The following is a 26,174-nucleotide window of genomic DNA, read 5'->3' as shown; positions in this document are numbered from 1 at the left end:
TCCTCCCTACTTGTAGTGCCTGATCTGCCGGACGCTCGTGCGCAGCGCCGTCAACATGAGAACCACCAGTGCGATACTGCTCATCAGGAAGATCGGGACGTGGCCGTACGGCGCTAGGTCCTGGGCCAGCACCTCGGCCGACACGATGTTGGCCACGAGCACGCCCGCGACCGTCCACAGGAGCCATCGCATCTCGCCCTGCCTGGCAAGCACGAAACCGAGGAAGAACGCGCCACCGAGCACGAGGTGCCCGTCGATCAGCAGCGCGCCCCGCGAGGTCAGCACACCGAACCACGCGAGCGGCACCAGCAACGCCAGCCCGATGCCGACGAGGAACAGCAGGCACACCATGAGCTCCCGCAACAGGATGCGCCAGACCTCGCCACGGAACTGGGCCGGCAGCCGGCTGCGCCGCACCAGCCTGCCAGCCTGGGTGAAGAACCGGTGCGCGCTCGATTCGACCACGCCCATGCCCAGCACGAGCGGTGTCACGCCGATCGCGAGATCCAGGTTGCTCGTGACGTACCGAGAATCGGTGTACAGCAGGAAAGCCGCGCACAGTGCCGCATATCCCATGTACGGCAACGCGCCCAGCGTGAGCGCGCGCGCCGCGGGTCGCCGCCCGCTGTCGGTCTGCTTGCCACCGAAGCTCGCCCGCCAGGCGAGCGCGATCGCCAACCCGGTCGACACCGTGCCGCACAACAATACCGGACCGAGCAACGCGTCGTTGTACCGGGACACCAGATGCACCAGTCCGGCCAAACAGGCCGGGATCATCGCCGCGGTGAGCCAGAACTCCTTACGGTAGAAGACAAGGACACCGGACGCCGCCTGAAAGCCAGTCTGGGCCAGTACGAACAGTACCAGTGATAGGCCGGCACCGTCGTCCAACGCGATCAGAATCGCCCCGACCAGGCCCAGTCCCATCGCGACCAGGCCGAACAACCGGAGTGTCCGGCCGGCGTGGCCGGCCAGCCCCAAGCCGAGCAGCCGGTACGCCACCCAGCTCGTCCCCGCGCCCCACACCCAGCCCAGCGCGGTGGCGAACACCATGCCACGCACCATGACCGGTCCGCTCAACGCCATGAACACCGCCGGATACACCGCGCTGGGCAACATGTACAGCAGCCCGTGACACACCTCGTGCGGCGATCTCCGCACAGTTTCCCGGATCTCGACCGCCCGCGTCACGACCGTCGCCGACAGGCGCCGGAACACCTCGTGCGCCAGGGCGAACACGTCGTCCATTCCGTACTGGTCGGCCGCCGCCTGGTCGGTGACGCCCTGGCTTTCCAGCATCGCGGCCACCTGCAGGTCGTCCACCGGCGTCGGCAGGACAGCCGCCACCCTGGTCACGAGCGCGGGGAGGTCCCCGGTCATCGGAGCGCCAACTCGGTGTAGATCGCCCGGTAGCCGTCGTTCCACCGCTGTAACGTGAAGTTCTCCAGCACCCGCTGGCGCGCTGCCTGCCCCATCGAGCGCCGCAGCCCGGCGTCGGTGAGAAGCTTCACGCAGGCGCGTGCGACCGCATCATGGTCACGCGGCGGCACAACGAATCCGCCATCGCCCACAGCCTCGGCAACGCCGCCCACGTTCGTGCACACCTGCGGCCGTCCGGTGGACATCGACTCCACGACAGTGAACGGAAATCCCTCGGACACGCTCGTCAACGCCACGAGATGACCGGCGTGGTAGGCGTCGACCTGGCTGGGCACGCGCCCTTCGAACGCCGCCGCGTCGGTCAGCCCCAACTCGTTCAGCAGTGCCAGACAGCTGGCGTAGTACCCCTCGTTGACCAGTGTCACCGGCCCGAACATCCGCAGCCGGGCGTTCGGCACCTCGCGCCGGACGATCTGGAACGCCCGGATCAGCGTGTGCAGGTCCTTCAACGGGTCGATCCGGCCGACGAACACGATCGTCGGGTGGTCCGGTTCGCCGCGCGCCTCCGGGAAGTCCGCGGGATCGATGCCGTTGTACATGGTCCGCATCCGCGCCTCGTCGGCGCCGTTGCGCAACTGCCATCTGCGGTTGTAGCTGGAATGCGGCGCGAGCAGGTCACAGGCGCGGTACGCGGCGCCGGCGAGCGCGCGGTGGAAACTCAGCAGCATCAACCGGACCGGGTGCGTGGTCGACTCGTCCACCATGCCCAGATACCGCTCACGCAGGTAGACGCCGTGCTCGGACATCAGCATCGGCGTGCCGTACGCCCATTTGGCGGTCAGCCCGATCAGCGCGCTCAGGCCGTTCATGGCCAGGTGGTGCACGTCGGCCTCGATGGGTGGATGGTCCAGCGGCCGGAGCATGTGTTCGATCAGGTCCGCCGCGGTCACCGCGTCGTGCAGGGTGAAGCTGTCCCCATAGGCCTCGGTCGCGATCTCGACCAACCGGCTGACCCCTTTGTTGGAGACCAGTGCCGTACCCACGCATCCCTCGTCGAACATCCGCCGCAGCGCCACGAGCAGCGCGTCCGGACTGTCCTCTGTGTACGGAATGAACGAACGCAATAACGCTTCGTGCACGTCGGTGAACCGTCTGCCGCGCCGGGATCTCCTGCGTGGCTCCCGCCCCCAGAGCGGGATGTTGACGACCTCGTTGAGGTTGTCCGGCACCGGCCACGTCCCCGTCTCCAACCCGTCGACGGTCAGCGCGGCCGCGGTGAACCGGTAGTCCGGCATGCCGTGCACCAACTGGTCGCACCACAGGCTGACACCGCCGGGGTGGTACGGGTACGCGCCCTCGGAGACCAGGACGATCCGCAGTGGACGGTCGGCCGGCAGCCGCGTCGCCGCGCTGACCGGACGTAGTTCCCGGATGTTCATGAGCGGGGGCTCGCCATCACGACGACCTCGTTGCCTTTCGCCAGGCCGAGTTGGGACACGGTGTCCGAGCCGTAGATCTCGCTCGAGTCCGGCGTCCACTGCTCCTGCGGATCGGCCGGCCGGCTCTGGATCCCGGTCAGGAACAGGGAACCGTCGTCGGCCGGGGTGTAGCTGACCGCGTTGGTCGCCCGGTTCCAGATCGCGTCGTTCCGCGCCGCCAACAGCGCGAAGTGCTGCGTCCGGGCCTGCACGTAGTGGGCCAGCGTGACCCAGTCGGTGTTCTCCAGCGGTACGGCGTAGTACGACGAGTATTTGTCCACTGTGGCCTTGATCCAGTCGAAGGTCAGGCTCCGGCCGGGCGCGTACTCGTGCAGGTTGCCCTGGTGCAGGGTGTGCGCGTACGAGGACCCGACCATCAGCTGCCGCAGCGCGACGTCCGACTCGGCGTCGATCACCGCGGGGTAGTCCAGGTCGTGGTTGGCGTGGTCGGACGCGGTGCCGTTGCGGCCGTACTCGGCGTTGTACAGAGTGGTCTCCTCGGCCGGTGTGGTGGCCTCGAACGCGATGTTGGTCGGCCAGTCCGGGACCACGAACAGGCCGGGTCGCAGCGGATGGTCGATACCGCAGTTGAAGCAGCCCGGCCGGTGGCTGGCGAACGACATGTTGCCTTCCACGTACCGCACGCCCATGTCGTACGCGGCGTCCAGCAGGGCCTTGTTGGAGGCGGCCAGTCCGTGGTCGGTCGGCGCGGCCAGCGAGGTCGGATCCGGGTTGTACACCCCCAGCCCGGAGTACTCGGGGGTCTTGAGCACGACCTTCGGCACCGGCAGGCCACCGGTCGCGGCCACGTCCAGGTTCCGCTTGATCTCGCCCAGGCTCACGTCGTAGGACGTGGTGTTCATCTGCGGGTGCGTCGCGGTGTGGTTGATCCACCGGAACTGGTCCACCAGGCACTTCGTGTAGCTGCTGAGCGGGTCGGACGTGCCCGCGTCGGAGCATCGGTCCGGTGCCGTCACGTCGAACCTGCTGCCGTTGAACGGCATGTTGAGGGTGAAGGCCTTGGCGAGCGGGTACTTCTCCCGCAGGTCACGCTGTTGGGCCGCGATCGACGCGGCCTCCTGGCCGCTGATCCGGAACACCTCCTTGCTGCCGTCGGGCAGCTGCCGGAGCGTGACGTTGAACCAGTCGTCCACGTCCACGTTGAACCAGTGCCTTTGCTCGCCGATCAGCACCCCTTTGGTCGCCCACCGCACCAGCCCGTAGCCGAGCAGCAGGGTGGACACCGCGTCCGGGCCGGTGGAGAACGTGAGCGCGATCCGTTCCCGGCCGTCCAGCGACGGGCTCAGCACACCCACCACGTTGCCCTGGTAGGTCAGGATCGGTTCGGCCGGACAGAACTTCGTGAGCGTGCCCTGGTACAGGTACGACTGGGTGAGCGGGATCCGGGCGTGCGGGTCGAGATAGTCGAACACCTCCGAAGTGGTCTGGTCCAGCAGGGCCGGTGTGGTGCCGACCGGGCCCTCACCGTGCGACCGCAGGCAGTAGTCCTCCGGCGTCGCGCCGGGGAACGCGTTCAGCGTCACCTGCCGGACGTGATACGCGCGCTCGTAGTCCCACAGGACGTGCCATTGCGCGTCGTCGAACATGCTGGTGTAGTTGCCGCTCGCGTCCGCGTGCAGCAGGGCGTTGTTGGTCAGCAGCACGGCGTCGTAACGGCCGACACCGTCCGCCCGGACCAGCTTGTCCGTGGTCAGCTTGTCCTTCCCGGCCAGCAGCACGTCGTACGGCGAGCCGATCTCGTCCAGCACCGACTTCCACGTGGCCAGGCCGAAGTCGTCGGTGTCGGTGGCGATCACGAGCTGCCGCAACGCGACCAGGTCCCCCGGCCGGGCCTGTCCGGCCGGCGCGCTCGCCAGCCGGACAGGAACCCGCTGCTTGGCCGGCAGCGGCGGCTCGACGAGCGCCGCGCCGGCCGAGGCCCCGCCGGATTGACCGGGGCCCGCCGGGCTCAACACGGTGATCGTCACGACGGCCACCGCGAGCACCAGCAGCAGGGGCAGTTGCAGCCTCCGGACCAGTGTCATGAGCGAGGCGTCGCCAAGGCCACGAGCGGGATCAACGGAAGGGTGGTGAACTGCGTGATGTTGTCCGTGCCGTACCGGTCAGTGCTGGCCAGCAGGCTGGTCGCGCCCGTGATGAACAGCGATCCGGCCGTGGACGGGATGTAGGTGACAAGGTTGAGCGTCTTGTCCCACACCGCGTCCTGGTTGTGCGACAGCTCGGCGAAGTGCGCTGTGCGCGCCTGCACGTAGTGCGCCAAGGTCAGCCAGTCCGGGTTGCGCAGCGGCACCTGGAACTTGTCGCTGTACTTGGACACGACCGCCTGGATCCAGTCGAACGCCAGGCTGTGGCCGGGCGAGTACTGGTGCAGGTTGCCCTGGTGCATGGTGTGCGTGTAGACCGACCCGTCCATCACGTGCTGCAGCCCGATGTTCGACTCGTCGTCGACGAACTCGGGGTAGCTCAGGTTGTGGTCCCAGAACGGGAACACGCCGCCCGGCCCGTAGATCCGGTTGTAGAACAGGGTCTCCTCGGCCGGCGCGGTGGTCTGGTAGCCGACGTTGGTCGGCCAGTCCGGCACGATCATCAGGTTGGGCTTGAGCGGATGGTAGATGCCGCAGTTGAAGCAGCTCGGCCGGTGGCTGGTGAACGACATGTTGCCGTGCAGGAACTGCACGCCGCTGTCGCTCGCCGCGTTCAGCATGGCCTGGTTCGACCCGGCCAGCCCGAAGTCGGTCGGCGGGTCGGTGTCCGGCGCGTTCGGGTTCGGGTTGTACACGCCCAGCCCGGAGTACGCCGGCGTCTTGAGCACCTGGGTCGGGACGTTCAGCCCGATCTGGCGGCCCACTTTGAGGTTGTTGTTGATCTCGGCGAAGTTCTGCGCGTACGGGGTGGCGTTCAGCTCAGGATGCGAGAAGGTGTGGTTGATCCACCGGAAGTTGTTCTTCATGCACTCCGAGAAGCTGGTCAGCGGGTCCGGGGTGTTGATCGCGCTGCACTTGTTCGGCGCCGTGGTGTCGATGTCCTCGCCGTTGTACGGCAGGTTCAGTGTGAAGCCGCCGGCGACCGGGAACTGGTCCCGCAACTGCGCCTGCTGGGCGTTCACCGCGGCGACCTCGGGTCCGGACAGCCGGAAGCCGGGGTCCTGTTCGAGGTGGCCGTCCGGGAAGAGGTGGTCACTCGAGTTGAACCAGTCGTCCACGTCGACGTTGATCCAGTGTCGCTGCTCGCCGACCAGCACACCCCGGGTCGCCCAGCGCACCAGGCCGTAGCCGAGCAGGTCGGTCTGCATCAGGAACTGGTTGGAGGAGAACGTCAGCGCGGCCCGTTCCCGGCCGTCGGTGGACGTGCTGGTCACGCCGAGCACCTTGTTGCCGAGGGTCAGCAACGGCTGGGCGGCGCAGCCGGCGGCGACCGTCGACTGGTAGACGTACGAGAACGAGATCGGGATCTGCGCACCCGGCCGCAGGTAGTCGAAGAACTGGTTGCCGGCGGAGGTCATGCTCGCCTGTACGGCGTTGCCGACACCGCCCTCGGTGCCTGGCCGCAGGCAGTAGTCCTCGGGGAACGTGCCCCATGAGGTGTACAGGGACACCTGGCGGACCTTGAAGCTGGCCTCGTACGACCACAACGTCTGCCATTCGGCCGCGCTCAGCCCGCTGACGTAGTTGCCGGTCGTGTCCTGGAACAGCAGCCCGTTGTCGGTGAGCAGGATCGCGTTGTACCTGCCTGCCCCGTCGCCCCGGACGAGGTTCGCCGCGGTTAGCGGCTGTGTCCTGGCCAGCAGCACGTCGTACGGCGTGCCGATCCGGTCGAGCACGGCCTTCCAGGTGGGCAGGCCGAAGTCGTTGTTGTCGAGCGCGATCACCAGCGGCCGGAGCGCCACCCTGGTGGTGAGCCCCGCCGCGTCGTCCTGAGGTGCTGCCTTCGGGCTCGCGTTCAGACCCGACTGGACCGGGCCGTTGACCGGGTGGAGCTGGGGTGGCGTCGGCGGCGTCGGCGGCGCCACCTCGGCCCGGACGAACTGGTGTCTGGGGTTCTGACCGACCGCTGCCGAGGCTTGTGGCACGGCGCCGACGGTCCCGACCGCGAGGGCCAGCAGCACGAACGCGGCCCGTTTCCTGATCCGTGACGGCGATTTCATTGTTCCGTTTATCCCCTTGAACTGCTCGGTGGATCTCCTCGTTCGGGGGCATGGCACTATTCCGCGGCTGCCGGGGTGCCGGCATCACGGTTTTGTACAGGTCAATCAACTCGCGCGGCCGGGTGGCCACGGAGTCGCCGGTTTATTCTTTTCGATCATCGAATTCGGTGTGGGTTGTCCAGTCCACTGGTTCGCACTGGGACGTGGGACTGTTACACACCCTACGTGATTTTTTTCGGGGAATCTCGAACGGAGTAGCATTTCGACGGGATACGAACGAAGGGTCGACAGGCGGCTATTCTTCAGCCCGCCAACAAGCGAAATACTGTATGTCATTCCACATATCAGACACTTTGTACATCGCCGCCGTTTCCCACATCGTGGTTTCAGGTAAACACAACCCGTGGGTAACTTTTATTTCTCCTGACTGACGCCCAAGACCATGTTCCGCAGTGTCGGGCGGATACGGTCGGCCAGTTCGGCGTCCACGAATTCCGCCTCCACCAGCAAACCCTCCATGGTCACCGCGAACGCGCGGGCGAGCTCGGCCGGTTCGAGCGAGCCGGGACGCGTGCCGCCGAACGACGCCAGGACCGCCTCGGGCAGGTCGTCCACACCCCTGCCCTGCACCGCGGGCACGCCATGACGCAGGCACGCGAGCGACAGCACCTGGTCGCGCATGCCGCTGACCATGTACTCGGCCTGCCACCCGGCCACGCGCGATGCTCGACCGGGCGTGCAACGCGTACAGCCAGCCCATGCCGATCAGCCGCGCGGCTGCAGGCGGGCTGACACGTTCGCGCTCGGCGGCGCTGCCGAACAGCAGCTGGAACGTCGGCCCGGTCGCCCCGAAGTCCGCCGCCGGCCAGTGTCCTGAACCGGAAGTACGTTGCCAGTATTCGGCGGATCCAGGTTTCCGCTGGGCGTGCCGGCCGAAGGGCTTGTACCGGGTTGTACCAGTGCCTTCGGCCGGTGCGTCCAGCGGGAAGCTGGGCCGTCGAGACTGGTGACGTACTTCCGGTTCAGGACACTACAACGCGATGTCCACTTGCAACGTGCTCCGCAGCAGGAACACCCTGAACAATGTCCCGCTCAGCGGCATATCCAGGTGTGCCACCACATCGTGGCGCCGCATGTGTTCGGTCCAGTCTGTGATCACTTGTCCGGTATCCGCGGCGGGATCCAGTGACAACGCCAGGTCGATATCGGACCAGGCGTCCTCCTGCCCCACCGCGGCCGATCCGGTCAGCGCGGCCGCGACAATCCTAGGGTCGTCCTTCGCGGCCGTGACCAGCTCGTTCCGGAGATTTTCCCGCTCATTCGGAGTGAACACATGTCCATTTTGCTAGTTTCCGAAGTGGATCTCCAGATGCGCGGCGCCGTTTCGAGTGGTCACCTGGACCTCGGTGCCTCTTTGCGTTGTCACCGCCTGGTAGGAGACCGCCCGGCCGTCGAGCCGAACACTCCGCACTGTGGAGTTCGGCGGGAGCACCGAACCGATGACGAGTGTTCCGCCGAAAGAACAGGTCTGGACGTCGGTGCGCAACGTGTTCCCGTTTCGGGTCGCGGTGACGTCCACCGAGCCGTCGCCGACGCGGACCTGTCGGACACTGACGGTCCGCTGGCCGGCTGGCACCTGCGGGATCACCGACAGCGAGCCGTTGCCCAGGTCCGGGGCGATGCCGAGCTGCTGGTGCACCACCGGCCAGAGGATGCCGTACGTTCCCCACGCCTGCAGTGCCATCGACCGGTCGTAGAACGGGCGGTCGATGTTCGCCTTGAAGTCCGGGGAGGGCGCGACCTCGGGCATCGCGCCGGGTGTCTCCCACACCGTCGGGTCGAGTTGGATCCGCGCGTTCCCCGTGGTGTAACGGCGTTGCTGTGGCCGGCCGAAGTTGCCTTCGGCAACCGCCATCACCGCCGTGTTCAGCGAGTACGTCACCCGTTCACTGGGCACAGTGGACACAAGCGGGTCGCAGGACGGGCCGGGGTTGCCGGCCGGCGCGCTGGTCGGGCCGGTTCCGGTGTGGAACGTGCCGAACTCGCCGTTGTAGCAATCCCGTTCGCGTTGAGCAAGCGCTTGGTTGCCCTTGTCGATGCCCGCGATCGGCCCCGCCTCCATCGGGGTCACACCGGTCCAGTGCCGTTGGAACACCGGTGTGTTGTCGTTCGCCGGGTTGGCCGGGTCGTCGATGGACTCGGCGTAGCCGACACCCTGCGGGACCCACCATTGGGCGTCGAACCGGCGCTGCAGGTCATCGGCGCGTCCCTTGGCCCACTGGGCGGTCGCGGTGTCGTGCTTGCTGTTCGCCAGGTCCGCCAGGTCACGCAGGCCGCGGATGAGGTAGACGGCGCTGTCGAGCTTCTCCTCGCCCATGCCCTGCCGTTCGACGTTGCCCAGCCCCTCGGGCCAGCCGTCGCCGTCCTTGTCCAAAGTGCCCGTGATGTACTTCAGGTTGCGGACGGTGAAGTCGTACATCTCGTCCCGGAAAGCGTTGTCACCGGTCCATCGCCACGCCAACGCGACCGCGCTCGGGAACTTGGCTGTCTCGTCGGTGTTGCCGGGCTGGCTGTTCGCTCCGAAGTAGACGTCCCCTGTGGACACGACCTCGTGCACGACCTTGCCACTGCGGTCGTTCAACCGCTCACTGACGTCACGCAGGGCACGCAGGTGGTCGCGGACGATGTCGAACTGACCGGCGGCCACCGCCGCGTACGCGGAATACTCGCCGTCAGTGGCGAAAAGCCAAGGGTAGTCCGGGAATCCCGCGGCGAGCCAACGCATCCGCGGCACGGTCCCGACCGGCGGCGGGTAGGCCTTGCCCTCGTCCACGTTCCGGACCTGGACATCCGTGGCCTCCTGCACGGAATCCAGGAGGTTCTGCTTGCTCCACTCGACACTGCGTTGCAACAGCCGGTCACCCGGCAGGTCCACCACGGTGTTCGGCGTTCGGTGAGCGGCCACTGTCCTGTCCAACCTGCCCACTGGATCCCGCAGAGCCTGGCTGAAGGCAGCGCGCGCTTCGTCCGTTCCCTTGTCCGAGCCGGCGACCGCGAACCAGATCGTGGTGGCCCGGCCAGCGGCCAGACGCAAGTCGTATTCGAGTCGTCCACCGGTCCCCTTGCCGAACGCCGAGTCGTCACACCTCGGCGGCGCGGCGCCGTCAGCGGGGCAGATCACCGCAGGGTCCTGCGGACCACGGTGCCCAGCGCCGAGCGCTTGCGCCACCGGCCGTTGCGACGACCCGACCACCGCGGTGGCCGCGTTGTCCCGGAAGACCAAGGCGCCATCAGTGTCCGCGCCGGTGTCAGGCCCGTTCGTGCCGGCACCAGGTGTCGTCCAGCCCCACGGGTAGGCCGGCATCAACTCCGAGTGCGCGTCCATGGCCAGCCGCAGGTCTCGGCCACGATCGGCCCGTACCGTGAGGCCGATGACTGTGGCGCGGGTGCCCGACGGCACGTACTCGACGCGGTCCACCGACAACCCACCACCGCGGTACTCGAACCGCTGGTAGCCCTGCCCGCGGGCGTAACGCGTCGCCGGAATGTCCTTGCCGAGCCACGATCCGTCCGCGGCGAACCAGACACCGTCCAACAACTTGACCGGGGCCGACCAGAAACCGCCCATCTCGCCCCGAATGTGCCAACCAGTCGCCGGGTAGAGGCCCGTCTCATCGCTCATGGCGTACGCGCGATCCCCGGACACCAACGCCCGCCGGTCACCCAACCGGGACGTCTCCGATAACTCCGTGGACGCCGAGGCCCCGGACAGTTCCGCGGCCTCTTCCGCCGACGCGGAGGTCACCGGCACCATCGCGACCACCATCGCCACCACCACGAGGACCTTCACCCGACACCTCCGGCACGTCATTTGACCGGTCAAATGCGGGGTAACAGTGACGCACACCACACGCCCTGTCAACCCCCTGCCGCCGGGCGGGGGTGTCAATCACGGCAGCCATGACCACCCAGCACCCCAGCCGCCCCCTAGCCCCGTCGGCACCGGACGGCGTCGGCGTCGTCCACTGAGGACGCGCATCCGGTGGGTTGCCACCCGGTCGGACACACCCTCTTTATTGGTCTAGTCCAAAGCGGGGTGGCTGGCGCATACTGTCGCCACTGGCCCAAGGTCATCCCTGCTGAAGGACACGCCCATGAAGGCATTATCGTTGGGTATCAGAGGAAAGTCCGGTTTGGTGGCGATCGGTGCGTTGATCGTCGCCGGCGTTTCCGTACCCACCACCACCGCCGAGGCCGCCACCGCGCTGCCGACCGCGGTCTTCACCAAGTCATCCGACTGGGGAACCGGATTCTCCGGCAGCTTCACCGTCACCAACTCGATGTCCGTTCCGCTCACCTCGTGGACGGTCGTGTTCACGTTGCCGGCCACGGAGAAGGTCACCAGTCTGTGGAACGCGCAGCTGACCACCAACGGCAACACGTACACCGCGAAGAACCTGTCGTGGAACGCGCCGCTGGCGCCCGGCGCGACCGCCGACTTCGCGTTCAACGCCAGCAACAGCGGCACCTTCCAGGCGCCGTCGGCGTGCACGTTGAACGGGAATCCCTGTGACGGCAGCGCCGACACGACACCGCCGAGCACGCCGACCGGCCTGACCGTGCTGAGCACGACGGCCAACAGCGTCTCGATGAACTGGACCGCGGCCACGGACAACCTCATTGTGTCCGGGTACAACGTGTTCCAGGGCACCACGAAGGTGGCCAGCACACCGGGCACGGTCACCACTGTCAGCGGGCTCAGCCCGTCGACGACGTACACGTTCAGTGTCCAAGCGGTCGACCAGTCCGGGAACACGTCCGCGAAGAGCACCTCGGTGACCGCGACCACCCAGGCCGGCGGCGGATCCAACCACCTGCCTGGCATCGCCGCGCCGTTCGTGGACCTCGGTGCGTTCCCGACGCCGAACCTGACCCAGATCGCCGAGACCACCGGCCTGCGGGCGTTCACGCTCGGCTTCATCGTGAACGGCACGACCAGTTGCCAGGCCACCTGGTTCAACGCGTTCACCATGAGCCAGGGCTTCGCGCGGGACGACATCAACTCGCTGCGCGCGCTCGGCGCCGACGTCAAACCGTCGTTCGGCGGCGAGGCCGGAACCGAACTGGCGCAGTCGTGCACGGACGTCAACACGCTGACCGCGCAGTACCAGTCGGTGATCGACGCCTACAGCCTGACCCAGATCGACTTCGACATCGAGGGGTCCGCGGTGGCCGACCCGCCGTCCATCGACCGCCGGTCGCAGGCCATGGCGAACCTCCAGGCGGCGGCGAAGGCCAAGGGCAAGTCCCTGGCCATCACGCTCACCCTGCCGGTGCTGCCGTCCGGTCTGACCACTCAGGGTGTGAGCGTGGTGCGGTCCGCGGTCAGCCACGGCGTCGCGGTCAGCACGGTCAACGTGATGGCGATGGACTTCGGTGACATCGAGGCGCCGAACCCGAGCGGCCGGATGGGCATGTTCGCGATCCAGTCCGGGCAGAGCACCCACAACCAGATCGCGCCGCTGCTGCCCGGCAAGACCGACGCGCAGATCTGGAACATGATCGGGATCACGCCGATGCTCGGCCAGAACGACAACGCCTCCGAGGTGTTCACCCAGAGCGACATGCGCCAGCTGCTCACGTTCGCCGGTCAGCAGCACATCGGCGAACTGGCCTTCTGGGACGTGACCCGCGACGGCAACGCCTGCACCGGCTCCCTGTCCAAGTGCACGAACATCTCGCAGACCCCGTTCGAGTTCAGCAAGATCATCGCCCCCTTCACCGGCTGACCCGGGAAGCCGCGCTGGTCAGGCCGTGAGCGCTGCCCGTTCGTCCAGCGAAAGGGCGGTGTCCACGGCCGCCAGCGCGGTGGTGAGCTGGTCCGTTGTCCGTGGGGCGATGATCGCGCCCGCCACACCGGGGTCCGTCAGTACCCAGGCCAAGGCGATGGTGTCGATTCGCGTGCCGCGTGCGGCCGCCACCACGTCGAGACGATCGACGACTTGGGCGAGCGTCTCAGGTGGGACTGTGGAGTACCAGTCCGGCCGTAGCGCCCGGCGGGTGCCGGCGGGGACACCGGACCGATACTTGCCCGTGAGCAGGCCTCCGGCCAAGGGGCTGTACGCGGTGAAGCCGATTCCGCGGCGGGCGCAGACGTCGAACCCGTCGTCGGAGCGGTCGACCAGGTTGTAGGCGTTCTGCAGGTTCACAGGTGTCCCCCCGGCCTGGGCGAGTTGGGACCCGGTGAAGTTGCTCATGCCGTAGTGGCGGATCTTGCCCGCCTGGATCAGCGAGTCGAACGCGCCGACGGTCTCCTCGATCGGGGTGTCCGGGTCGAACACGTGTGTCAGGTACAGGTCAACGCGGTCGGTGTTGAGTCGCCGCAGGCTAGCGTCGATCTGGTGACGGATGTGCGCGGCCGACAGGCCACCGTCGTGCGGGCTGATCCGGTTGCCGACCTTGGTCGTCACGAGCACGTCGTCGCGGACACCCCGGCTGGTCAGCCACTGCCCCAGCCATTCCTCCGACCGGCCGCCGCCGTACGAGTTGGCCGTGTCGTACATGGTGATCCCGGCGGCGAAGGCGGCGTCCAGCAGGGTGTACGCCGAGGGCTCGTCGTCGCCCTTGCCGAACAGGTCGGGCGCCGAGCCCATCCCGCCGAAGTTGCCGCACCCCATCACGAGTACGGAGATGTCCAGGTCGCTGCGGCCGAGCCGGTGGTAGCGCACCCCCCGATCCTGGCCGAGATCGCCGCCGTTGCCCACCTGCCCGCCTTTTCGAACCTTGTGTGCGGCGTCCGGATCGCGGTTAGCCTCGACGATCACGTAGAGGGGGCCAGTGACCGAGACCGGTGCGATGCTCGTCGCCGTTTGCTGCGCGATCGCGGGAGCGGCGAGCTTCGGGCTGGCCGGCGTGGCCCAGCAACGTGCCGCGAAGGAGGTCCGCACTGGGAGGACCTTGCATCCCGGGTTGCTGCTTAGGTTGGTCCGCAAGCCGATGTGGCTGGTCGGGCTGGTGAGTTTGGGGGTGGGGTTCGTGTCGCAGGCGATCGCGCTGGCGTTCGGGCCGCTCGCCCTCGTCCAGCCACTCGGTGTGACCAGCGCGTTGTTCGGCGCCGGGTTCGCCGCGTGGATGACACGGCGGCGGGTGGACCGGACCGTCGCGCTGGGAGCGTTCGCGTGTGTCGGCGGGTTGTCGGTGTTCCTGCTGGTCGCCCAGCCGTCCGGCCAGGTCACCGAGTTCGACGTCCGGGACGCCGCGCCGCTTGCGCTGGTGTTCGGCCCCGTGGTGGTGGCCGCCGTACTGGCCGCGACCAGGTTCACCGGGGAGGTCCGGGCGCTGGCGCTGGCACTGGCGGCCGGTGTCTGTTACGGCGTCACAGCCGGGTTGCTCAAGGCCGTGGCGGTCCAGATCCGCTTCGGCGGCGTCGGCGAACCGTTCCAGCACTGGGCTCTGCTCGTGGCCTGCGTGACCGGTCCACCGGGCTTCCTGCTCAGCCAGAACGCGTTCCAGCAGGGCAGGCAGGTCGCGGTGGCGCTGGCCGTGATCACCACGGTGGATCCCCTGGTGGCGGTCGTCGTCGGGGTGGGTTGGCTGGGTGAGACCGTGGCGGCCACGCCGGCCGCGCTGATCGGCGAGGCCTTCGGGGCGGTGGCCGTGGTCGTCGGCGTCGCGGTTCTGACCCGCCGCGGAAACGTCGTTACAGGAGGGGGACGAGGATGAATCGAGCGAGGATCGCCGGGGTCGCGGCGTACCTGCCGGAACGGCTGATGACCAGCCAGGCGGTGGAGGAAGAGATCCGTCGGAACAGCGCGGGTTTCGTGCCCCGCGCGGGCATCGTCGAAGCGATGACCGGGATACGCACACGGCACATCGCCGAGGACTCGGTGCAGGCGTCCGACCTGGCGGTGGCCGCGTCGGTGAAGCTGTTGGCGGACGCGGGAGTCGCCGCAGCGGAACTGGACTTGGTGCTGTTCGCGTCGGCGTCGCAGGACATGGCCGAGCCGGCGACCGCGCACATGGTGTGCGCCAAGCTCGGCGCCCGCTGCCCCGCGTTCGACGTGAAGAACGCCTGCAACAGTGTTCTCAATGGACTTGAAGTGGCCGAGGCGCTGATCGCCACGGGTGGGTACGAGCGGGTGCTCGTCGCCACCGGCGAGACGCCGTCCCGCGCGATCCGTTGGCAGGTCAGGAATTTCGCCCAGTTCGCCGAGTCGTTCCCCGGGTACACGCTGTCCGACGCCGGTGCCGCGATCCTCCTCGAACGCGCCGACGGCGGCGGGATCTTCCACCGCTCCTTCGTCGCGGACTCCGCCCAGTGGCAGGTGGGCACGCTGCCGGGCGGCGGGTCGGCGCATCCCCGCGACCCCGAGTACACGTACTTCAAACTGAACGGACCGGCGCTGCGCAAGGCGTTCGAGGCGCTCGGCCGGGCGCCGCTGGACGCCGCACTGGCCGGCGCGGGCCTCGGCTGGCACGACTTCGCCGTGATCTGTGTCCACCAGGTGGCCATGCCGTACCTCCGGACGCTCGTCGACGGCGCCGGACTGCCGGCCGACCGGGTCGTGGTGACCCTGCCCGACCACGGCAACCTGGCGTCGGCCACGCTCCCGTTCCAGCTGTCCACGGCGTTGCAGCAGGGGCGGGCGGAGCCGGGCGACCGGGTGGCGTTGATCGGCCTGGCCGGCGGGGTCAGCCTCGGCGTGATGTTCGTGGAGCTGTGATGGAACTGTGGGTCGTCATTCCGGCGTACAACGAGGAGAACAGCATCGCCGCCACGCTCGGCGCACTGGAGTCCCAGCGCGACAAGGACTTCAGCGTGGTCGTGGTGGACAACGCCAGCACTGACCGGACCGCCGCGATCGCCAAGGACTTCGGCGTGGAGGTGATCCGGGAGGACCACAAAGGCACCGGAGCCGCGGCCGACACCGGAATACGGTATGCGATCGACCATGGCGCCACGCATCTCGCCCGCACCGACGCCGACTGCCTGCCGGACCCCGATTGGATCGGCGCGATCAGGCGGGGTTTCGCGGACGGTCTGCGGCTCATCGGCGGCCGGCTGCGGCCCCGGACCGACGAGTTCCGGTTGCGCTGGTGGGAACGGACACTGCTGCCGTCGGTCGTCGAGTCGGCCGCCGTGTTCGGCCGGTTCCGCCCCGGCAACCGGGATCCGGGGTACCTGGGGCCGTACATGATGTGCCCTGGCTGCAATCTTGCCATCACGGCCGAGCTTTACCTGGCCAGTGGCGGATTCCCGCGGACCGCGATCGAGGAGGTCCATGAGGACCGCGCGTTGGTCAATCGGGTTCGGCGCGTGACCAACGCGTACGGGCGGCGCGACGATGTGCTCGTGTTGGGTTCCGTACGTCGACTTCGCGCGTACGGCCTCGTCCGCACGCTCGCCTGGTACGCCGACCATCGGGCGCGGCCGGACGTGGTGGACGTCCGATGAGCCGCCACGAACGGCTGCTGTACCTGGCCGCGCATCCGCTCGCCTACCCGTTCCTGCGGCTCGTGGCCCACGCCGGGCCCGTCGTGCGCGTGCCTCGGCTCGGTGTGGTGGTCAACGACGCCACGCTGGCCCACCAGGTGCTGCGCGACACGTCCGCGTTCCGCAAGACCGGACCCGGTTCCTCTGGCGCGCTGTGGTCGCCGGTGGTGGGTTCGGCGGCCTTGCTCAACATGGAGGACGCCGACCACAAAGTGATGCGGCGCAAGCTTTCCGGCTTGTTCACGGCCGGTTACGTCGACGACCTGTGCGACCGCGTGCTCGTCGGGCCGCTGGCTGTGTTGGCGGACCGGCTGGCGTCCGGACGTCCGGTGGATCTGGTCGACACGACCCGGATCTGCGCCGGGGCGGTGATCTGCGCGCTGGTCGGCATCGACGCGGACGAAGCCACGTGCCGCCGGATGTTCGCCCATGGCGAGGAGATCACGGCCATGGTCCGACTGTCCACAAAGGAGCTGTCGCCGACTCAGGTTCGGACGGCGAAACGGGTGCTCGGCGAGATCACGAGTCCCGCGGCCGTCACGTACGAGTCGGGCGACGAGAAGACAGTCATGGGCCGGATGCGGGAGTTGGGGCTGTCCAAGGACGAGGCGTTGGGCACGGCGGCGGCGTTGTTCCTCACCGGGACCGAGACGGTGGCGACCCTCGTCCCTCGGCTGATCGCGCTGCTGTGCGACAGCGGCGTCCAGGGTCGACTCGCGGACGAGCCCGATCTGCTCGACCGCTGTATCGAGGAAGCGCTGCGGGTGACCACCCCGAGCCCGGCGATGCTGCGCAGTGTGGCGGAGCCGGCGCGGATCGGGCGGATGAAGGTGCGCCCTGGCGAGCGGGTCCTGATCGCCACCCACAACTGCGCTCGCGCGCACGGCCATGACTTCGATCCGGACCGGGTGCCGCCGCCGGAGCTGAACCGGCTGTGGTTCGGATCCGGAACACACTTCTGCATCGGCTACCCGTTGGCCATGGCCGAGATCCGGGCGCTGGCGCGGACAGTGACACGGTTCGCTCCGCTGCGGGTCGTCCGCCGCCGCTACAGCACGGGCGTGCTCATCCCGACATACCGAGTGCTTGAGGTGGCCCGTGCCTGACCTGCTGCGGACCGTACTCGACCACGGCGAACAAACACCGCACGCCGTCGCCCTGATCGACGCACACGGGCGGCAGATCAGCTACGGCACGCTCACCCAGCGCGTCAAGGCGACTGCGGGTGGTTTGCGTGCCAACGGATTCATGCCGGGCGACAGCCTGCTGTTCTCCATCCGCCCGGGGCTGGACGCGCTTGTGCTGGCGCTCGCGACGGTCGCCGCCGGCGGGACCATCGTCTTCATCGACCCTGGTGTGGGCACGGAACTGTTCTCCGCACGTGCGGAGTTGGCGGGTGCGCGATGGTCGGCGGCGGAGTCGTTGCTTTACGCCGCAGGCGGTCTGCGTCCGGCCCGTGCCTACGTACGCCGCCGTGGGCTGCTGCTGCCTGACTTGTCCGCGCTACCCGTTCGACACATCTACAGCGGGCGATGGCTGCCGGGAGTGCCGCGTGGGGCAAGGCCGTTGCGCAAGATCGTGGGTCCGAGCCTCCCCGACGAACCGGATCCGGATGCGCCCGCTGTGGTGATCTTCACGTCCGGCACCACCGCACGCCCACGCGCTGTCGTACACACGCTGCGCAGCCTGTCCGCTGGGCTGGGCATGCTGCGCCAACGATGTGCCCTGGAGCCGGGCGACATCGTGCACACCGACCAACTGATGCTGGGCCTGCCCGCGCTGGCCGGCGGCGCTTGTTGGTCCCTGCCAGGCACTCCCCTGGATCCGGCCCGGTTCGTGGACCAGATGAGACAACGGCACGTGACACACGCGTTCCTGGTGCCCGGCGACGCGGCCCGGGTGTTGGACGTGACGCCGAAGTGGCCGGATCTTCGCGGGGTCCTGCTTGGTGCGGCGCCGGTGGTGCCCGCGTTGCTACGCCGGATCCAGGCCGCCGCGCCCGGCGCCGAGGTCCTGTCGATCTACGGGATGACCGAGGCGGCACCGCTGGCTTTCGCGACCGCCGAGGAGAAACTGGCCCATCCGGGTCCCGGTGACCTGCTCGGCACACCGCCCGACGGTGTCCGGATCACCGTGGTCGACGACGAACTGGTCGTCCAGGCACCGCACGTCTGCCCGCACTACCTGGGTGAACCATCGTTAACCAAGTTGCACACCGGTGACCTCGGCCGGATCGACGACGGACGTGTGATCATGCTCGGCCGCCGCAAGGACATGCTGATCCGCGGCGAGCACAACATCTATCCCGGCCTGTACGAGCCCATGGTCACGGCGATCCCGGGCGTCCGCGAAGCCCTGCTCGTCGGCATTCCCGACGAGCAGACCGGCGACGAGGAGGTCGTCCTGGCCGTGGTGCTCGAACCGGACGCGTCGCTGTCCCCGGTCAAGCGACGATTGCCTGAGGTGATCCCGCCGAGCGCCTTTCCCGACCGGGTCGTCGCCATCGCCGAGGTGCCGCGCAGCGGACGGAGCCGTAAACCGGACCGGGAGGCGTTGCGATGCGCCTTGCGGTGACCGGGGCGTCCGGGTTCGTGGGCGGCGCGGTGTGCCGGGCCGCCACCGAGGCCGGCTGGACCGTGCACGCGTTCGGTCGACGCGCCGAGGTGGCCGGCGAACACGTCGGTGGCGCGCCCTATCAAAGCTGGGACATCGCCCGAGGCCCCCTGCCGCGTCCGCCCACAGTGGACGCTGTCGTGCATTGCGCGGGCAGTGTCACCGACTGGGCGCCCCGGCGCGAGCAATGGGCGGCGAACGTGGACGGCACCCGGCACATGCTTGAGACGTTCGCCGATGTCCGTGTGGTGCATGTAAGTACAGCGAGTGTGTACGACCCGTATCGCCCGACGGTCGCCGCCGTCGAGAACCAGGCTCCTGTCCAGCGCTACGTGAACACCTACGGGGAAAGCAAAGCCGCGGCGGAACGCCTGGTGTCGCACCACCCCGACGCGGTCATCCTTCGCCCGCACGCGATCTACGGCCCCGGCGACACCACATTGTTGCCGCGTGTGTTGCAGGCGATACGTGGGCGGCGGCTGATCGCGGTCGGCGACGGCACCCAGCGGATCAGCCTGACGTCCGTCGCGAACCTGACTCAGGCGTGCCTGCTGGCGGCTGGTGCGGATGCCACAGGGATCTTCAATGTCACCGACGCGGAACCTGTATTACTTGCCGACGCGCTGACCACGATTCTCGCCGAGCGGGCGATCCCCGCGCGGGTCAAGTTCGTTCCGCTGCCGGTCGCGTGGCCCGTGGCATGGCTGGCGGAGAAGTTCGCGCGTCGAAACGCACCTCCGCGCCTCACCAGGTACGCCGTGTCGCATCTCGCCTACGAACGCACGCTGGACATCACCGCCGCGCGGACCGTGCTCGGTTACGAGCCGCTGCCGACCAGTTTCGCCGGCGCTAGCCGATGGTGACGCGCAGTTCGGCGTAGGAGGGGATGAGCACTCCCTTGGCCGGGCGGCGGGACACGATCTGGATCGGGCCGTTGCCGAGCATCGCGTCCAGGAAGTGCCGGATCTCGGCACGCGCCAAGGCGGCGCCGAGGCAGAGGTGACGTCCGGCGCCGAACCAGAGTTGCCGGATCTCCGGAATGTAGGTCGGGCCGGTGATGTCGAAGCGGCCGATCCGGTTGTTCGCGACGTGCGTGAGCAGCAGGACGCGGTCGCCGGCGCGCATCCGCGTCCGGCCGACCGTGATGTCACGGCTCACGCTCCGGCCGATGACAGGCGCGGGCGTCGTCACGCGCAGCCCCTCGCTGATCACCCCGTACATCAACTGGGATTCGCCGCGCAGCAGGTGTTGTTGGCCGGTGTCGTGAAGCAACGCGAGAATGCGTGTCATCGCGGTGGCCGCGGTTTCCGTACCCGCGACCATGAGCAACGCCGCCAGCCCTGAGGTTTCCTCCAACGACAGGCCGAGCTCGCGGCAGCGGCCGAGCAGAGTGTCCGCGGACGCCTCGGCATACGCCTGGGGCACGTTCTTCGTCAGTCCCGCGATGATGGCCTTGGCTCGCGCGATCACGTCCGGCGGGAGTTCCGTGGACGCGGCGCTGCCCAACGCGAGCCTGGCCAGCTTCTCCCCCGTACCGAACACCTCGCGGTACCGCTCGTCGTCCGCTGGCAGGTCCAGGCCCAGCATGTCCGCCATCATCCGGCCCACCAACACCCGGGTCAGGTCGGCCACGTCCACGACACCGCCCGCCCGCAGCCGTTCCACCGCCGGTTCGAGCGCCGGTGTGAACACGCGCCGCACCAACGGCCGCGCTGTGGCGTCCGTGAACAGGTCACGGGCACGGGCGCGTAGGTCGGCGTGGCCGGGGCCGTCGAAGATGCGGTACACGTAGTCGCCGAGTACCTGTGCCCAGAGATGCCCGACACCGCCTTCGCCGAGCAGCGTGAAGTGCTTGGGGTCGTTGAGAACGCGCCGCGCGACCACCGGGTCCGTCACCAGCCAGCCCAGTTTCGGCGCCCGCCACACCGGACCGCCCAACGCGGCCGTACGCAGCAAAGCGAACAGTGCCGGCCGGCTGGCCCAGAGCAGCCGCGTCTCGTGCCATTCAGCGCGCATTCCTGATTGTCCCACGGGACAACGGGTCCGCGCCTCACGAGATCCTGATGCGGACCCGTCGGTTCTGCCGGCCCTTGTTCTCCACTTTGGTCACCTGGATCCGGCCGATCTGCGCGGTGGAGGCCACGTGGGTGCCGCCGTCGGCCTGCACGTCCAGGCCGACGATGTCGACCACCCGCAGTTCGGGGCCGTCCGGCGGGGACACGCCCATGGTCTTCACCAGTTCCGGGGTGGCCAGTGCCTCCTCCCGGGGCAGGAACCGGACGTCGATCCGGCGGTCCGCCTCGATCTCCTTGTTGACCGCGTCCTGGACGGTCTGTTTGAAGTTCGGCGGCAGGTCCGGCAGGTTGAAGTCCATCCTGGCCTCGCCCGGTTCCATGTTCCCGCCGGTGACCAGGGCGCCGAAGTCCCGGAACACCGTTCCGCACAACACGTGCAGGCCGGAGTGGGTGCGCATCAGGCTGGTGCGGCGGTCGTCGTCCAACGCGCCCTGCACGGGCGCGCCGACCGGGGGCACCGGGTCGCCGGGAGCCGGCAGCAGGACCAGGTCGTCGCCTTTCCGGGTGCCCACGATCCGGGTCCGCACTCCTTGCCACAGCAGTACGCCGTGGTCCGGCGGCTGGCCGCCGCCGCCCGGGTAGAACGCGGACCGGTCCAGCACGATCCCCGACTCCGGATCAGCCGGATCGGACCACACCACCACGCACTCCCACTCGCGAACGGTGGGATCCGCCCAGTCCAGCCGATATGTCCGGCCGTGATGCCCAATGCCCATGGTTCACCCTAGAACGAACCGCTGGTGTAGCTCCCCGATACCGGCCACCCACGTGTCCAGGGTTTCGCCGGCCCGCAGGAACCGCTGGGGCTTACGGCCCGACCCCACTCCCGCCGGGGTGCCGGTGAAGATCACGTCGCCCGCGTAGAGCGTGACCGTGCGGGACAGCGCCGCGACGATCCGGGGCACCGGGAAGATCAGGTCGCTGGTCCGGCTCCGCTGGACCTGGACGCCGTCGATGGCGCAGCCGAGTTCCAGGTCGTCCGGGTCGGCGAACTCGTCCGGCGTGACCAGCCAGGGGCCTTGCGGCGCGAACCCCGGGTGTGACTTGGCCAGGCCGAACTGCGGGGCGGGGCCGCGCATCTGGGCGACCCGCTCGGACAGGTCCTGGCCGACGGTCAGGCCGGCGACGTGCGCCCACGCGTCCGCCTCCGCGATGTCATGGCCGTCGCGGCCGATCACGGCCACCAGCTCGACCTCCCAGTCGACGTTCCCCTCGGGGAGCGTGACCACGCTGTCCGGGCCGCTGAAGCTGGAGACGTACTTGGTGAACACGGGCGGCAGCGACGTCGGCGCCTCGAAGCCGGACTCGGTCGCGTGCGCGTGGTAGTTCAAGCCGACCGCGAACACCTGTCGGGGCTGCGGCGACGGCGCGCCGAGCGCGGACCGGTCGATCGGCACGCTGCCGGACGAGTCCACCGACGTGGCCCAGGCGACCACATCCGCCCAAGCGCGGTAGACGGACGGCAGGTCGGGGCCGAACCGTCCGGCCGACGCGGTGGCGATGTCCACGGCACGGTCCTCGTCCACGACGAGAACCGCCCGGTTGTCCAGGTTGGCGATGCGCACGACCTCAGTCCCTTCCCACAGTGACCCCTCTCCCCGAGCATAGACATTCGAAAGTTGGCCTGACAATCGCATCTTGGTACTGTCTTCGTATGTCACAGACCCGGGCTGATGCCGTCTACCAGCGGCTACGCTCGGACATCCTCGGTGGCCGGCTCGTGCCCGGCCAACGGCTCAAGTTCCCCGAACTGTCCGAGCACTACCAGACCAGCGTCGGCGCGGCCCGGGAGGCGTTGACCCGGCTGGTGGCCGACGGGTTCGTGCGGGGACAGGCCCATCAGGGGTTCTCGGTGACGCCGCTGTCGTACCAGGCGCTCGCCGAACTGACCCAGGCGCGGGTGGAGATCGAGTCCCTGGTGCTGCGGCTGTCGGTGCTGGACGGCGACATGGTGTGGGAGGCCCAGGCGGTGGCCGCCCACCACATGCTGGAACGCATCCCGTTCTGCCCGGTCGACGACGACAGCCATCCCACGGACGAGTGGGCCGCGGCGCACGCCGCGTTCCATCACGCACTGCTCGCGGGCTGCCAAAACCAACGGCTGCTCACGTTGGCGAAGTCGCTGCGGGCGGAGGCCGAGCTGTATGTGCGGTGGTCGGTTCAGTGCGGTCCGACGCGCGATGTCGTCGGCGAGCACCGGGCGCTGTTGGCCGCCGTGGTCACCCGCGACGCCGACCTGGCCGCCGAACTGATCCGCGACCACATCGCGCACACCGCACAACTCCTGATCCGCGACGCCCAGCGGAGTGATCGCTAGGCAGCGAACCGTTTGTCGAGCAGCCGGTCGGGGACGACGCGGGCCAGCACGGCCGCGGCGGTCATGTCGATTCCGACGTGGTAGCGCGTTTTCGGCCGGCCGTCGGTGAGCGCGCGGACAACGACTTTCGCGAAGTCCGCCGGCTGGGTCTTGCTCTGCTTCGCCTCTTGCTCACTGGTGGTGAGGAAACGCAGGAACGAGTCGCGGTACAGCTCGGTCGTCTCCGGGCGGCCGTGCGCGAGGATCTCGTGCGCCATGGTGGTCAGCTTGTCCCAGATCGGGGACACGATCACGCCAGGCTGGACCACTGAGACGCTGACGCCGAACGGCTTCAGCTCACGTCGGAGCGCGTCGCTCATGCCTTCCTTGGCGAACTGCGCGGCCGCGTACGCGCCGAGGAACGGCACGGCGATCCGCCCGAGCCCGGACGTCACGTTCACGATCCGCCCACGGCCGGCCCGCAGCAGCGGGAGGAACGCCTGGATCACCGCGAGCTGGCCGACCACGTTGGTGTCCAGCTGGAGCCGGAGCTGGTCGGGCGACACGCATTCAAGCGGCCCCGGGATGCTGATCCCGGCGTTGTTGACCAGCCCCCACAGCGGTTCCGGACCGACCTCCGCGACGGCCTGCCGGATCTGGTCGGGCTTGGTGACGTCCATGATGACCGGACGCACCCGGCCGTGCGCCGACTCCGCGACGAGTTTCTCGCCGTCCTCGGCCTTCCGCACGCTCGCGAACACCTGGAACCCGACGCGTTCCAGTTCCAACGCGCCCGCCCACCCCAACCCGGACGACGCGCCGGTGAACACCACGGACCGACCGTCCGCGGATATGGACTTCTTGGCCACAGTCGCTCCCTCAGCTGGCGGGGTGTTCGAGAACCTGTTCCGCGTGTGCCGTGTCGCAGTACTCGACGACCTCGGCGAGCATGCCGTCGGCGACCCGGAAGACGTAGCAGTACGACTGGTTGTACTCGTCGCCGCGCTTGGTCCTGGCGTGTGACCTGGACTGGACGACGACGTGGTCACCGTCGGCGAGGACCTGGTCCACCTCGCTGTGGTACTCGGCGAACTGGCCGAGCAGCGGCGCCAGCAGCTTGTGCACCACGTCGGCCTTGGACTCGTACGTCCCGGCCCATGAGCAGCTGCCCGGCACCGTCCAGCGGATGTCGTCGGCCATGGCCATGGTGAACGCGTGCCCGTTCCCCTTGGCCATCTGCTCGAAGATGTCCTGAACGAGCTTCTTGTTCTCCTCGGCACCCATGCGAAGAACTGTAAGGATCACCCGGTCTCGCGCCAGCCACACAGTTGGTCGGCCGGCTCTGGCACAGTGGTGGCGTGACCTTCAGCCATCTGTCTCATCTGGACTGTGCCCGATGCGGCCGGCGCCACGACGCCGACACGGTCAACAACCTGTGCGAATGCGGGTCTCCGCTGCTGGCCCGCTACGACCTCGCCGCGGCGGGGAAAGCGGTCCGACCGGCGGACATCGCCGGCCGGCCGCCGACTTTGTGGCGGTATCACGAAGTGCTGCCGGTCCGCGAGGAAGGCCGGGTGGTGTCCCTCGGCGAGGGCATGACCCCGTTGCTGCCGTTGGCCGCGCTTGGTCAGGAAATGGGAGTTCCCGGCCTGCTGATGAAGGACGACGGGCTCATTCCCACCGGCTCGTTCAAGGCCCGGGGCGCGGCTGTCGGCGTGTCCCGCGCCGCTGAGCTCGGGGTCACCGGTTTCGCCATGCCCAGCAACGGAAACGCGGCCGCGGCCTGGGCGATGTACGGCGCACGGGCCGGTCTTCGCAGCGTGGTCGCGATGCCCGAGGACGCGCCCACGATCACCCGCGCCGAGTGCGCCGCCGCCGGTGCCGACCTGTTCCTGGTGCGCGGGCACATCGGCGACGCCGGCCGGATGATCGCGGACCTGATCGGCCGGTCCGGCGGGGCCTTGATGGACGCGTCCACGCTCAAGGAGCCCTACCGGATCGAGGGCAAGAAGACGATGGCGTACGAGATCGTCGAGCAGCTCGGCTGGCGGTGCCCGGACGTGATCGTCTACCCGACCGGCGGCGGGGTCGGGCTGATCGGCATCCACAAGGCGCTCGCCGAGATGCGCCAGTTGGGCTGGATCACCGGGCCGCAGCCGCGTCTGGTCGCCGTGCAGGCCACCGGCTGTGCTCCTGTCGTCCAGGCTTTCCGTGCTGGAGCGCGGGAAGCCGAGCCGTGGCCGCAGCCTCGCACGGTCGCGTTCGGCCTCACTGTGCCCAAACCACTGGGCGACTTCCTCATTCTGGACGCCCTCTACGACACCAACGGCACAGCCGTGGCCGTGGACGACGCGGACACGCTCGCCGAACAACTCCGCTGCGCCCAATTGGAAGGTGCTTTCATTTGCCCCGAAGGCGCCGCCGCTCTCGCCGCCGTTCGCGTGCTGCGCAAGGAGGGCTGGGTCGGCGAACAGGATCAGGTGGTTGTTCTCAATACCGGCGCGGGTGTCAAGTACCCCGAAACGGTCACTGTCACCGTACCCACGTTCGATCCAGGGGACTCCTTGCCGACCCGATGATCCAGACAGGTCCGCGGCCGGTAATCGATCACGTCTTTCCGGCGGAGCAACGGTTTCCCGCTCACCCATCGCTAGTCTGGGCGGGAAGTTTCGGT

General features: G+C 68.5%; 22 protein-coding genes. 9 read left to right on the top strand and 13 right to left on the bottom strand.

Features of this window, described 5'->3' with window-relative positions:
- Nucleotides 1-6: 6 nt before the first annotated feature.
- The 7 genes from EV192_RS14960 to EV192_RS14930 form a co-directional block, all read right to left on the bottom strand.
- Nucleotides 7-1,380, bottom strand: coding sequence for a hypothetical protein (locus tag EV192_RS14960; protein WP_132115612.1), 1,374 nt, complete (start codon nucleotides 1,378-1,380; stop codon nucleotides 7-9).
- On the bottom strand, nucleotides 1,377-2,819 hold the full coding sequence (gene pelF, locus EV192_RS14955; protein ID WP_132115610.1) for a GT4 family glycosyltransferase PelF: 1,443 nt from the start codon (nucleotides 2,817-2,819) through the stop codon (nucleotides 1,377-1,379). Before pelF ends, EV192_RS14960 begins: the two co-directional genes overlap by 4 nt.
- A complete protein-coding gene (locus EV192_RS14950) occupies nucleotides 2,816-4,903 on the bottom strand; it encodes an Agd3-related carbohydrate-binding protein (RefSeq protein WP_132115608.1) in 2,088 nt (695 codons plus the stop codon). The genes pelF and EV192_RS14950 overlap by 4 nt, the downstream gene beginning before the upstream one ends.
- Complete coding sequence (locus EV192_RS14945; RefSeq protein ID WP_132115606.1) at nucleotides 4,900-7,023, bottom strand: Agd3-related carbohydrate-binding protein; 2,124 nt, start codon at nucleotides 7,021-7,023, stop codon at nucleotides 4,900-4,902. The genes EV192_RS14950 and EV192_RS14945 overlap by 4 nt, the downstream gene beginning before the upstream one ends.
- 414 nt (nucleotides 7,024-7,437) lie before the next feature.
- Nucleotides 7,438-7,740 (bottom strand): hypothetical protein, encoded by a 303-nt coding sequence (locus tag EV192_RS14940; RefSeq protein ID WP_132115604.1) that lies wholly within the window; start codon nucleotides 7,738-7,740, stop codon nucleotides 7,438-7,440.
- Nucleotides 7,741-8,053: 313 nt separating this feature from the next.
- Nucleotides 8,054-8,356, bottom strand: coding sequence for a nucleotidyltransferase domain-containing protein (locus EV192_RS14935; RefSeq protein ID WP_132115602.1), 303 nt, complete (start codon nucleotides 8,354-8,356; stop codon nucleotides 8,054-8,056).
- Between the two features lie 12 nt (nucleotides 8,357-8,368).
- The gene (locus tag EV192_RS14930; RefSeq protein ID WP_207926059.1) at nucleotides 8,369-10,873 is read right to left on the bottom strand and encodes a glucosidase family protein; all 2,505 of its coding nucleotides are present in this window, start codon (nucleotides 10,871-10,873) and stop codon (nucleotides 8,369-8,371) included.
- Between the two features lie 304 nt (nucleotides 10,874-11,177).
- On the opposite strand from EV192_RS14930, the gene EV192_RS14925 reads away from it, so the two are divergent.
- Nucleotides 11,178-12,812, top strand: a complete 1,635-nt coding sequence (locus EV192_RS14925) for a cellulose binding domain-containing protein (protein WP_132115600.1) — start codon at nucleotides 11,178-11,180, stop codon at nucleotides 12,810-12,812.
- An 18-nt stretch (nucleotides 12,813-12,830) separates the two neighbouring features.
- Here EV192_RS14925 and EV192_RS14920 read toward each other — a convergent pair whose 3' ends face one another.
- Complete coding sequence (locus tag EV192_RS14920) at nucleotides 12,831-13,847, bottom strand: aldo/keto reductase (RefSeq protein ID WP_132115598.1); 1,017 nt, start codon at nucleotides 13,845-13,847, stop codon at nucleotides 12,831-12,833.
- Between the two features lie 13 nt (nucleotides 13,848-13,860).
- On the opposite strand from EV192_RS14920, the gene EV192_RS14915 reads away from it, so the two are divergent.
- The 6 genes from EV192_RS14915 to EV192_RS14890 are packed head-to-tail and all read left to right on the top strand — an operon-like array spanning nucleotide 13,861 to nucleotide 19,992.
- Nucleotides 13,861-14,745: a DMT family transporter gene (locus EV192_RS14915; protein ID WP_132115596.1), complete on the top strand. Its 885-nt coding sequence runs from the start codon at nucleotides 13,861-13,863 to the stop codon at nucleotides 14,743-14,745.
- On the top strand, nucleotides 14,742-15,746 hold the full coding sequence (locus EV192_RS14910) for a 3-oxoacyl-ACP synthase III family protein (RefSeq protein ID WP_132115594.1): 1,005 nt from the start codon (nucleotides 14,742-14,744) through the stop codon (nucleotides 15,744-15,746). Before EV192_RS14915 ends, EV192_RS14910 begins: the two co-directional genes overlap by 4 nt.
- Complete coding sequence (locus EV192_RS14905; RefSeq protein WP_132115592.1) at nucleotides 15,746-16,477, top strand: glycosyltransferase family 2 protein; 732 nt, start codon at nucleotides 15,746-15,748, stop codon at nucleotides 16,475-16,477. The genes EV192_RS14910 and EV192_RS14905 overlap by 1 nt, the downstream gene beginning before the upstream one ends.
- Entirely contained in the window at nucleotides 16,474-17,622 is a 1,149-nt protein-coding gene (locus EV192_RS14900; protein WP_132115590.1) for a cytochrome P450, read from the top strand. Before EV192_RS14905 ends, EV192_RS14900 begins: the two co-directional genes overlap by 4 nt.
- A complete protein-coding gene (locus tag EV192_RS14895) occupies nucleotides 17,615-19,090 on the top strand; it encodes a class I adenylate-forming enzyme family protein (protein ID WP_207926058.1) in 1,476 nt (491 codons plus the stop codon). Before EV192_RS14900 ends, EV192_RS14895 begins: the two co-directional genes overlap by 8 nt.
- Nucleotides 19,075-19,992 (top strand): NAD-dependent epimerase/dehydratase family protein, encoded by a 918-nt coding sequence (locus tag EV192_RS14890; protein WP_132115588.1) that lies wholly within the window; start codon nucleotides 19,075-19,077, stop codon nucleotides 19,990-19,992. The genes EV192_RS14895 and EV192_RS14890 overlap by 16 nt, the downstream gene beginning before the upstream one ends.
- Here EV192_RS14890 and EV192_RS14885 read toward each other — a convergent pair.
- The 3 genes from EV192_RS14885 to EV192_RS14875 are packed head-to-tail and all read right to left on the bottom strand — an operon-like array spanning nucleotide 19,979 to nucleotide 22,769.
- Nucleotides 19,979-21,145 carry a cytochrome P450 gene (locus EV192_RS14885; protein WP_132115586.1) on the bottom strand — a complete coding sequence of 389 codons (1,167 nt, stop codon included), beginning with the start codon at nucleotides 21,143-21,145 and terminating at the stop codon, nucleotides 19,979-19,981. The two genes, EV192_RS14890 and EV192_RS14885, sit on opposite strands and share 14 nt — an antisense overlap.
- A 34-nt stretch (nucleotides 21,146-21,179) precedes the next feature.
- Nucleotides 21,180-21,920 carry an alanyl-tRNA editing protein gene (locus tag EV192_RS14880; protein WP_132115584.1) on the bottom strand — a complete coding sequence of 247 codons (741 nt, stop codon included), beginning with the start codon at nucleotides 21,918-21,920 and terminating at the stop codon, nucleotides 21,180-21,182.
- Nucleotides 21,921-21,923: 3 nt separating this feature from the next.
- A complete protein-coding gene (locus EV192_RS14875; protein ID WP_132115582.1) occupies nucleotides 21,924-22,769 on the bottom strand; it encodes a fumarylacetoacetate hydrolase family protein in 846 nt (281 codons plus the stop codon).
- A gap of 89 nt (nucleotides 22,770-22,858) precedes the next feature.
- Here EV192_RS14875 and EV192_RS14870 point away from each other — a divergent pair, with 89 nt between their 5' ends.
- Nucleotides 22,859-23,521, top strand: coding sequence for a GntR family transcriptional regulator (locus EV192_RS14870; protein ID WP_132115580.1), 663 nt, complete (start codon nucleotides 22,859-22,861; stop codon nucleotides 23,519-23,521).
- Here the strand turns inward: EV192_RS14870 and EV192_RS14865 are convergent.
- Together EV192_RS14865 and EV192_RS14860 are read right to left on the bottom strand one after the other, a co-directional pair.
- Entirely contained in the window at nucleotides 23,518-24,369 is an 852-nt protein-coding gene (locus tag EV192_RS14865; protein WP_243726847.1) for an SDR family oxidoreductase, read from the bottom strand. The genes EV192_RS14870 and EV192_RS14865 overlap by 4 nt on opposite strands.
- 10 nt (nucleotides 24,370-24,379) lie before the next feature.
- Nucleotides 24,380-24,784 (bottom strand): nuclear transport factor 2 family protein, encoded by a 405-nt coding sequence (locus tag EV192_RS14860; RefSeq protein ID WP_132115578.1) that lies wholly within the window; start codon nucleotides 24,782-24,784, stop codon nucleotides 24,380-24,382.
- Nucleotides 24,785-24,858: 74 nt separating this feature from the next.
- On the opposite strand from EV192_RS14860, the gene EV192_RS14855 reads away from it, so the two are divergent.
- Complete coding sequence (locus EV192_RS14855; protein WP_132115576.1) at nucleotides 24,859-26,079, top strand: threonine synthase; 1,221 nt, start codon at nucleotides 24,859-24,861, stop codon at nucleotides 26,077-26,079.
- The last annotated feature ends 95 nt before the right edge of the window (nucleotides 26,080-26,174 follow it).

This window comes from Actinocrispum wychmicini, assembly GCF_004345645.1.
In the GTDB taxonomy this organism is placed as follows: domain Bacteria; phylum Actinomycetota; class Actinomycetes; order Mycobacteriales; family Pseudonocardiaceae; genus Kibdelosporangium; species Kibdelosporangium wychmicini.
This window is presented reverse-complemented; position numbering and strand designations above follow the sequence as displayed.

Bases quoted from the DNA above. Each gene is read 5' to 3' on its own strand.
- EV192_RS14885 (WP_132115586.1), bottom strand. From the start codon at position 21,145: ATGCGCGCTGAATGGCACGAGACGCGGCTGCTCTGGGCCAGCCGGCCG.
- EV192_RS14905 (WP_132115592.1), top strand. From the start codon at position 15,746: ATGGAACTGTGGGTCGTCATTCCGGCGTACAACGAGGAGAACAGCATC.
- EV192_RS14900 (WP_132115590.1), top strand. From the start codon at position 16,474: ATGAGCCGCCACGAACGGCTGCTGTACCTGGCCGCGCATCCGCTCGCC.
- EV192_RS14960 (WP_132115612.1), bottom strand. From the start codon at position 1,380: ATGACCGGGGACCTCCCCGCGCTCGTGACCAGGGTGGCGGCTGTCCTG.
- EV192_RS14880 (WP_132115584.1), bottom strand. From the start codon at position 21,920: ATGGGCATTGGGCATCACGGCCGGACATATCGGCTGGACTGGGCGGAT.
- EV192_RS14910 (WP_132115594.1), top strand. From the start codon at position 14,742: ATGAATCGAGCGAGGATCGCCGGGGTCGCGGCGTACCTGCCGGAACGG.
- EV192_RS14950 (WP_132115608.1), bottom strand. From the start codon at position 4,903: ATGACACTGGTCCGGAGGCTGCAACTGCCCCTGCTGCTGGTGCTCGCG.
- pelF (WP_132115610.1), bottom strand. From the start codon at position 2,819: ATGAACATCCGGGAACTACGTCCGGTCAGCGCGGCGACGCGGCTGCCG.
- EV192_RS14860 (WP_132115578.1), bottom strand. From the start codon at position 24,784: ATGGGTGCCGAGGAGAACAAGAAGCTCGTTCAGGACATCTTCGAGCAG.
- EV192_RS14945 (WP_132115606.1), bottom strand. From the start codon at position 7,023: ATGAAATCGCCGTCACGGATCAGGAAACGGGCCGCGTTCGTGCTGCTG.
- EV192_RS14890 (WP_132115588.1), top strand. From the start codon at position 19,075: ATGCGCCTTGCGGTGACCGGGGCGTCCGGGTTCGTGGGCGGCGCGGTG.
- EV192_RS14925 (WP_132115600.1), top strand. From the start codon at position 11,178: ATGAAGGCATTATCGTTGGGTATCAGAGGAAAGTCCGGTTTGGTGGCG.
- EV192_RS14870 (WP_132115580.1), top strand. From the start codon at position 22,859: ATGTCACAGACCCGGGCTGATGCCGTCTACCAGCGGCTACGCTCGGAC.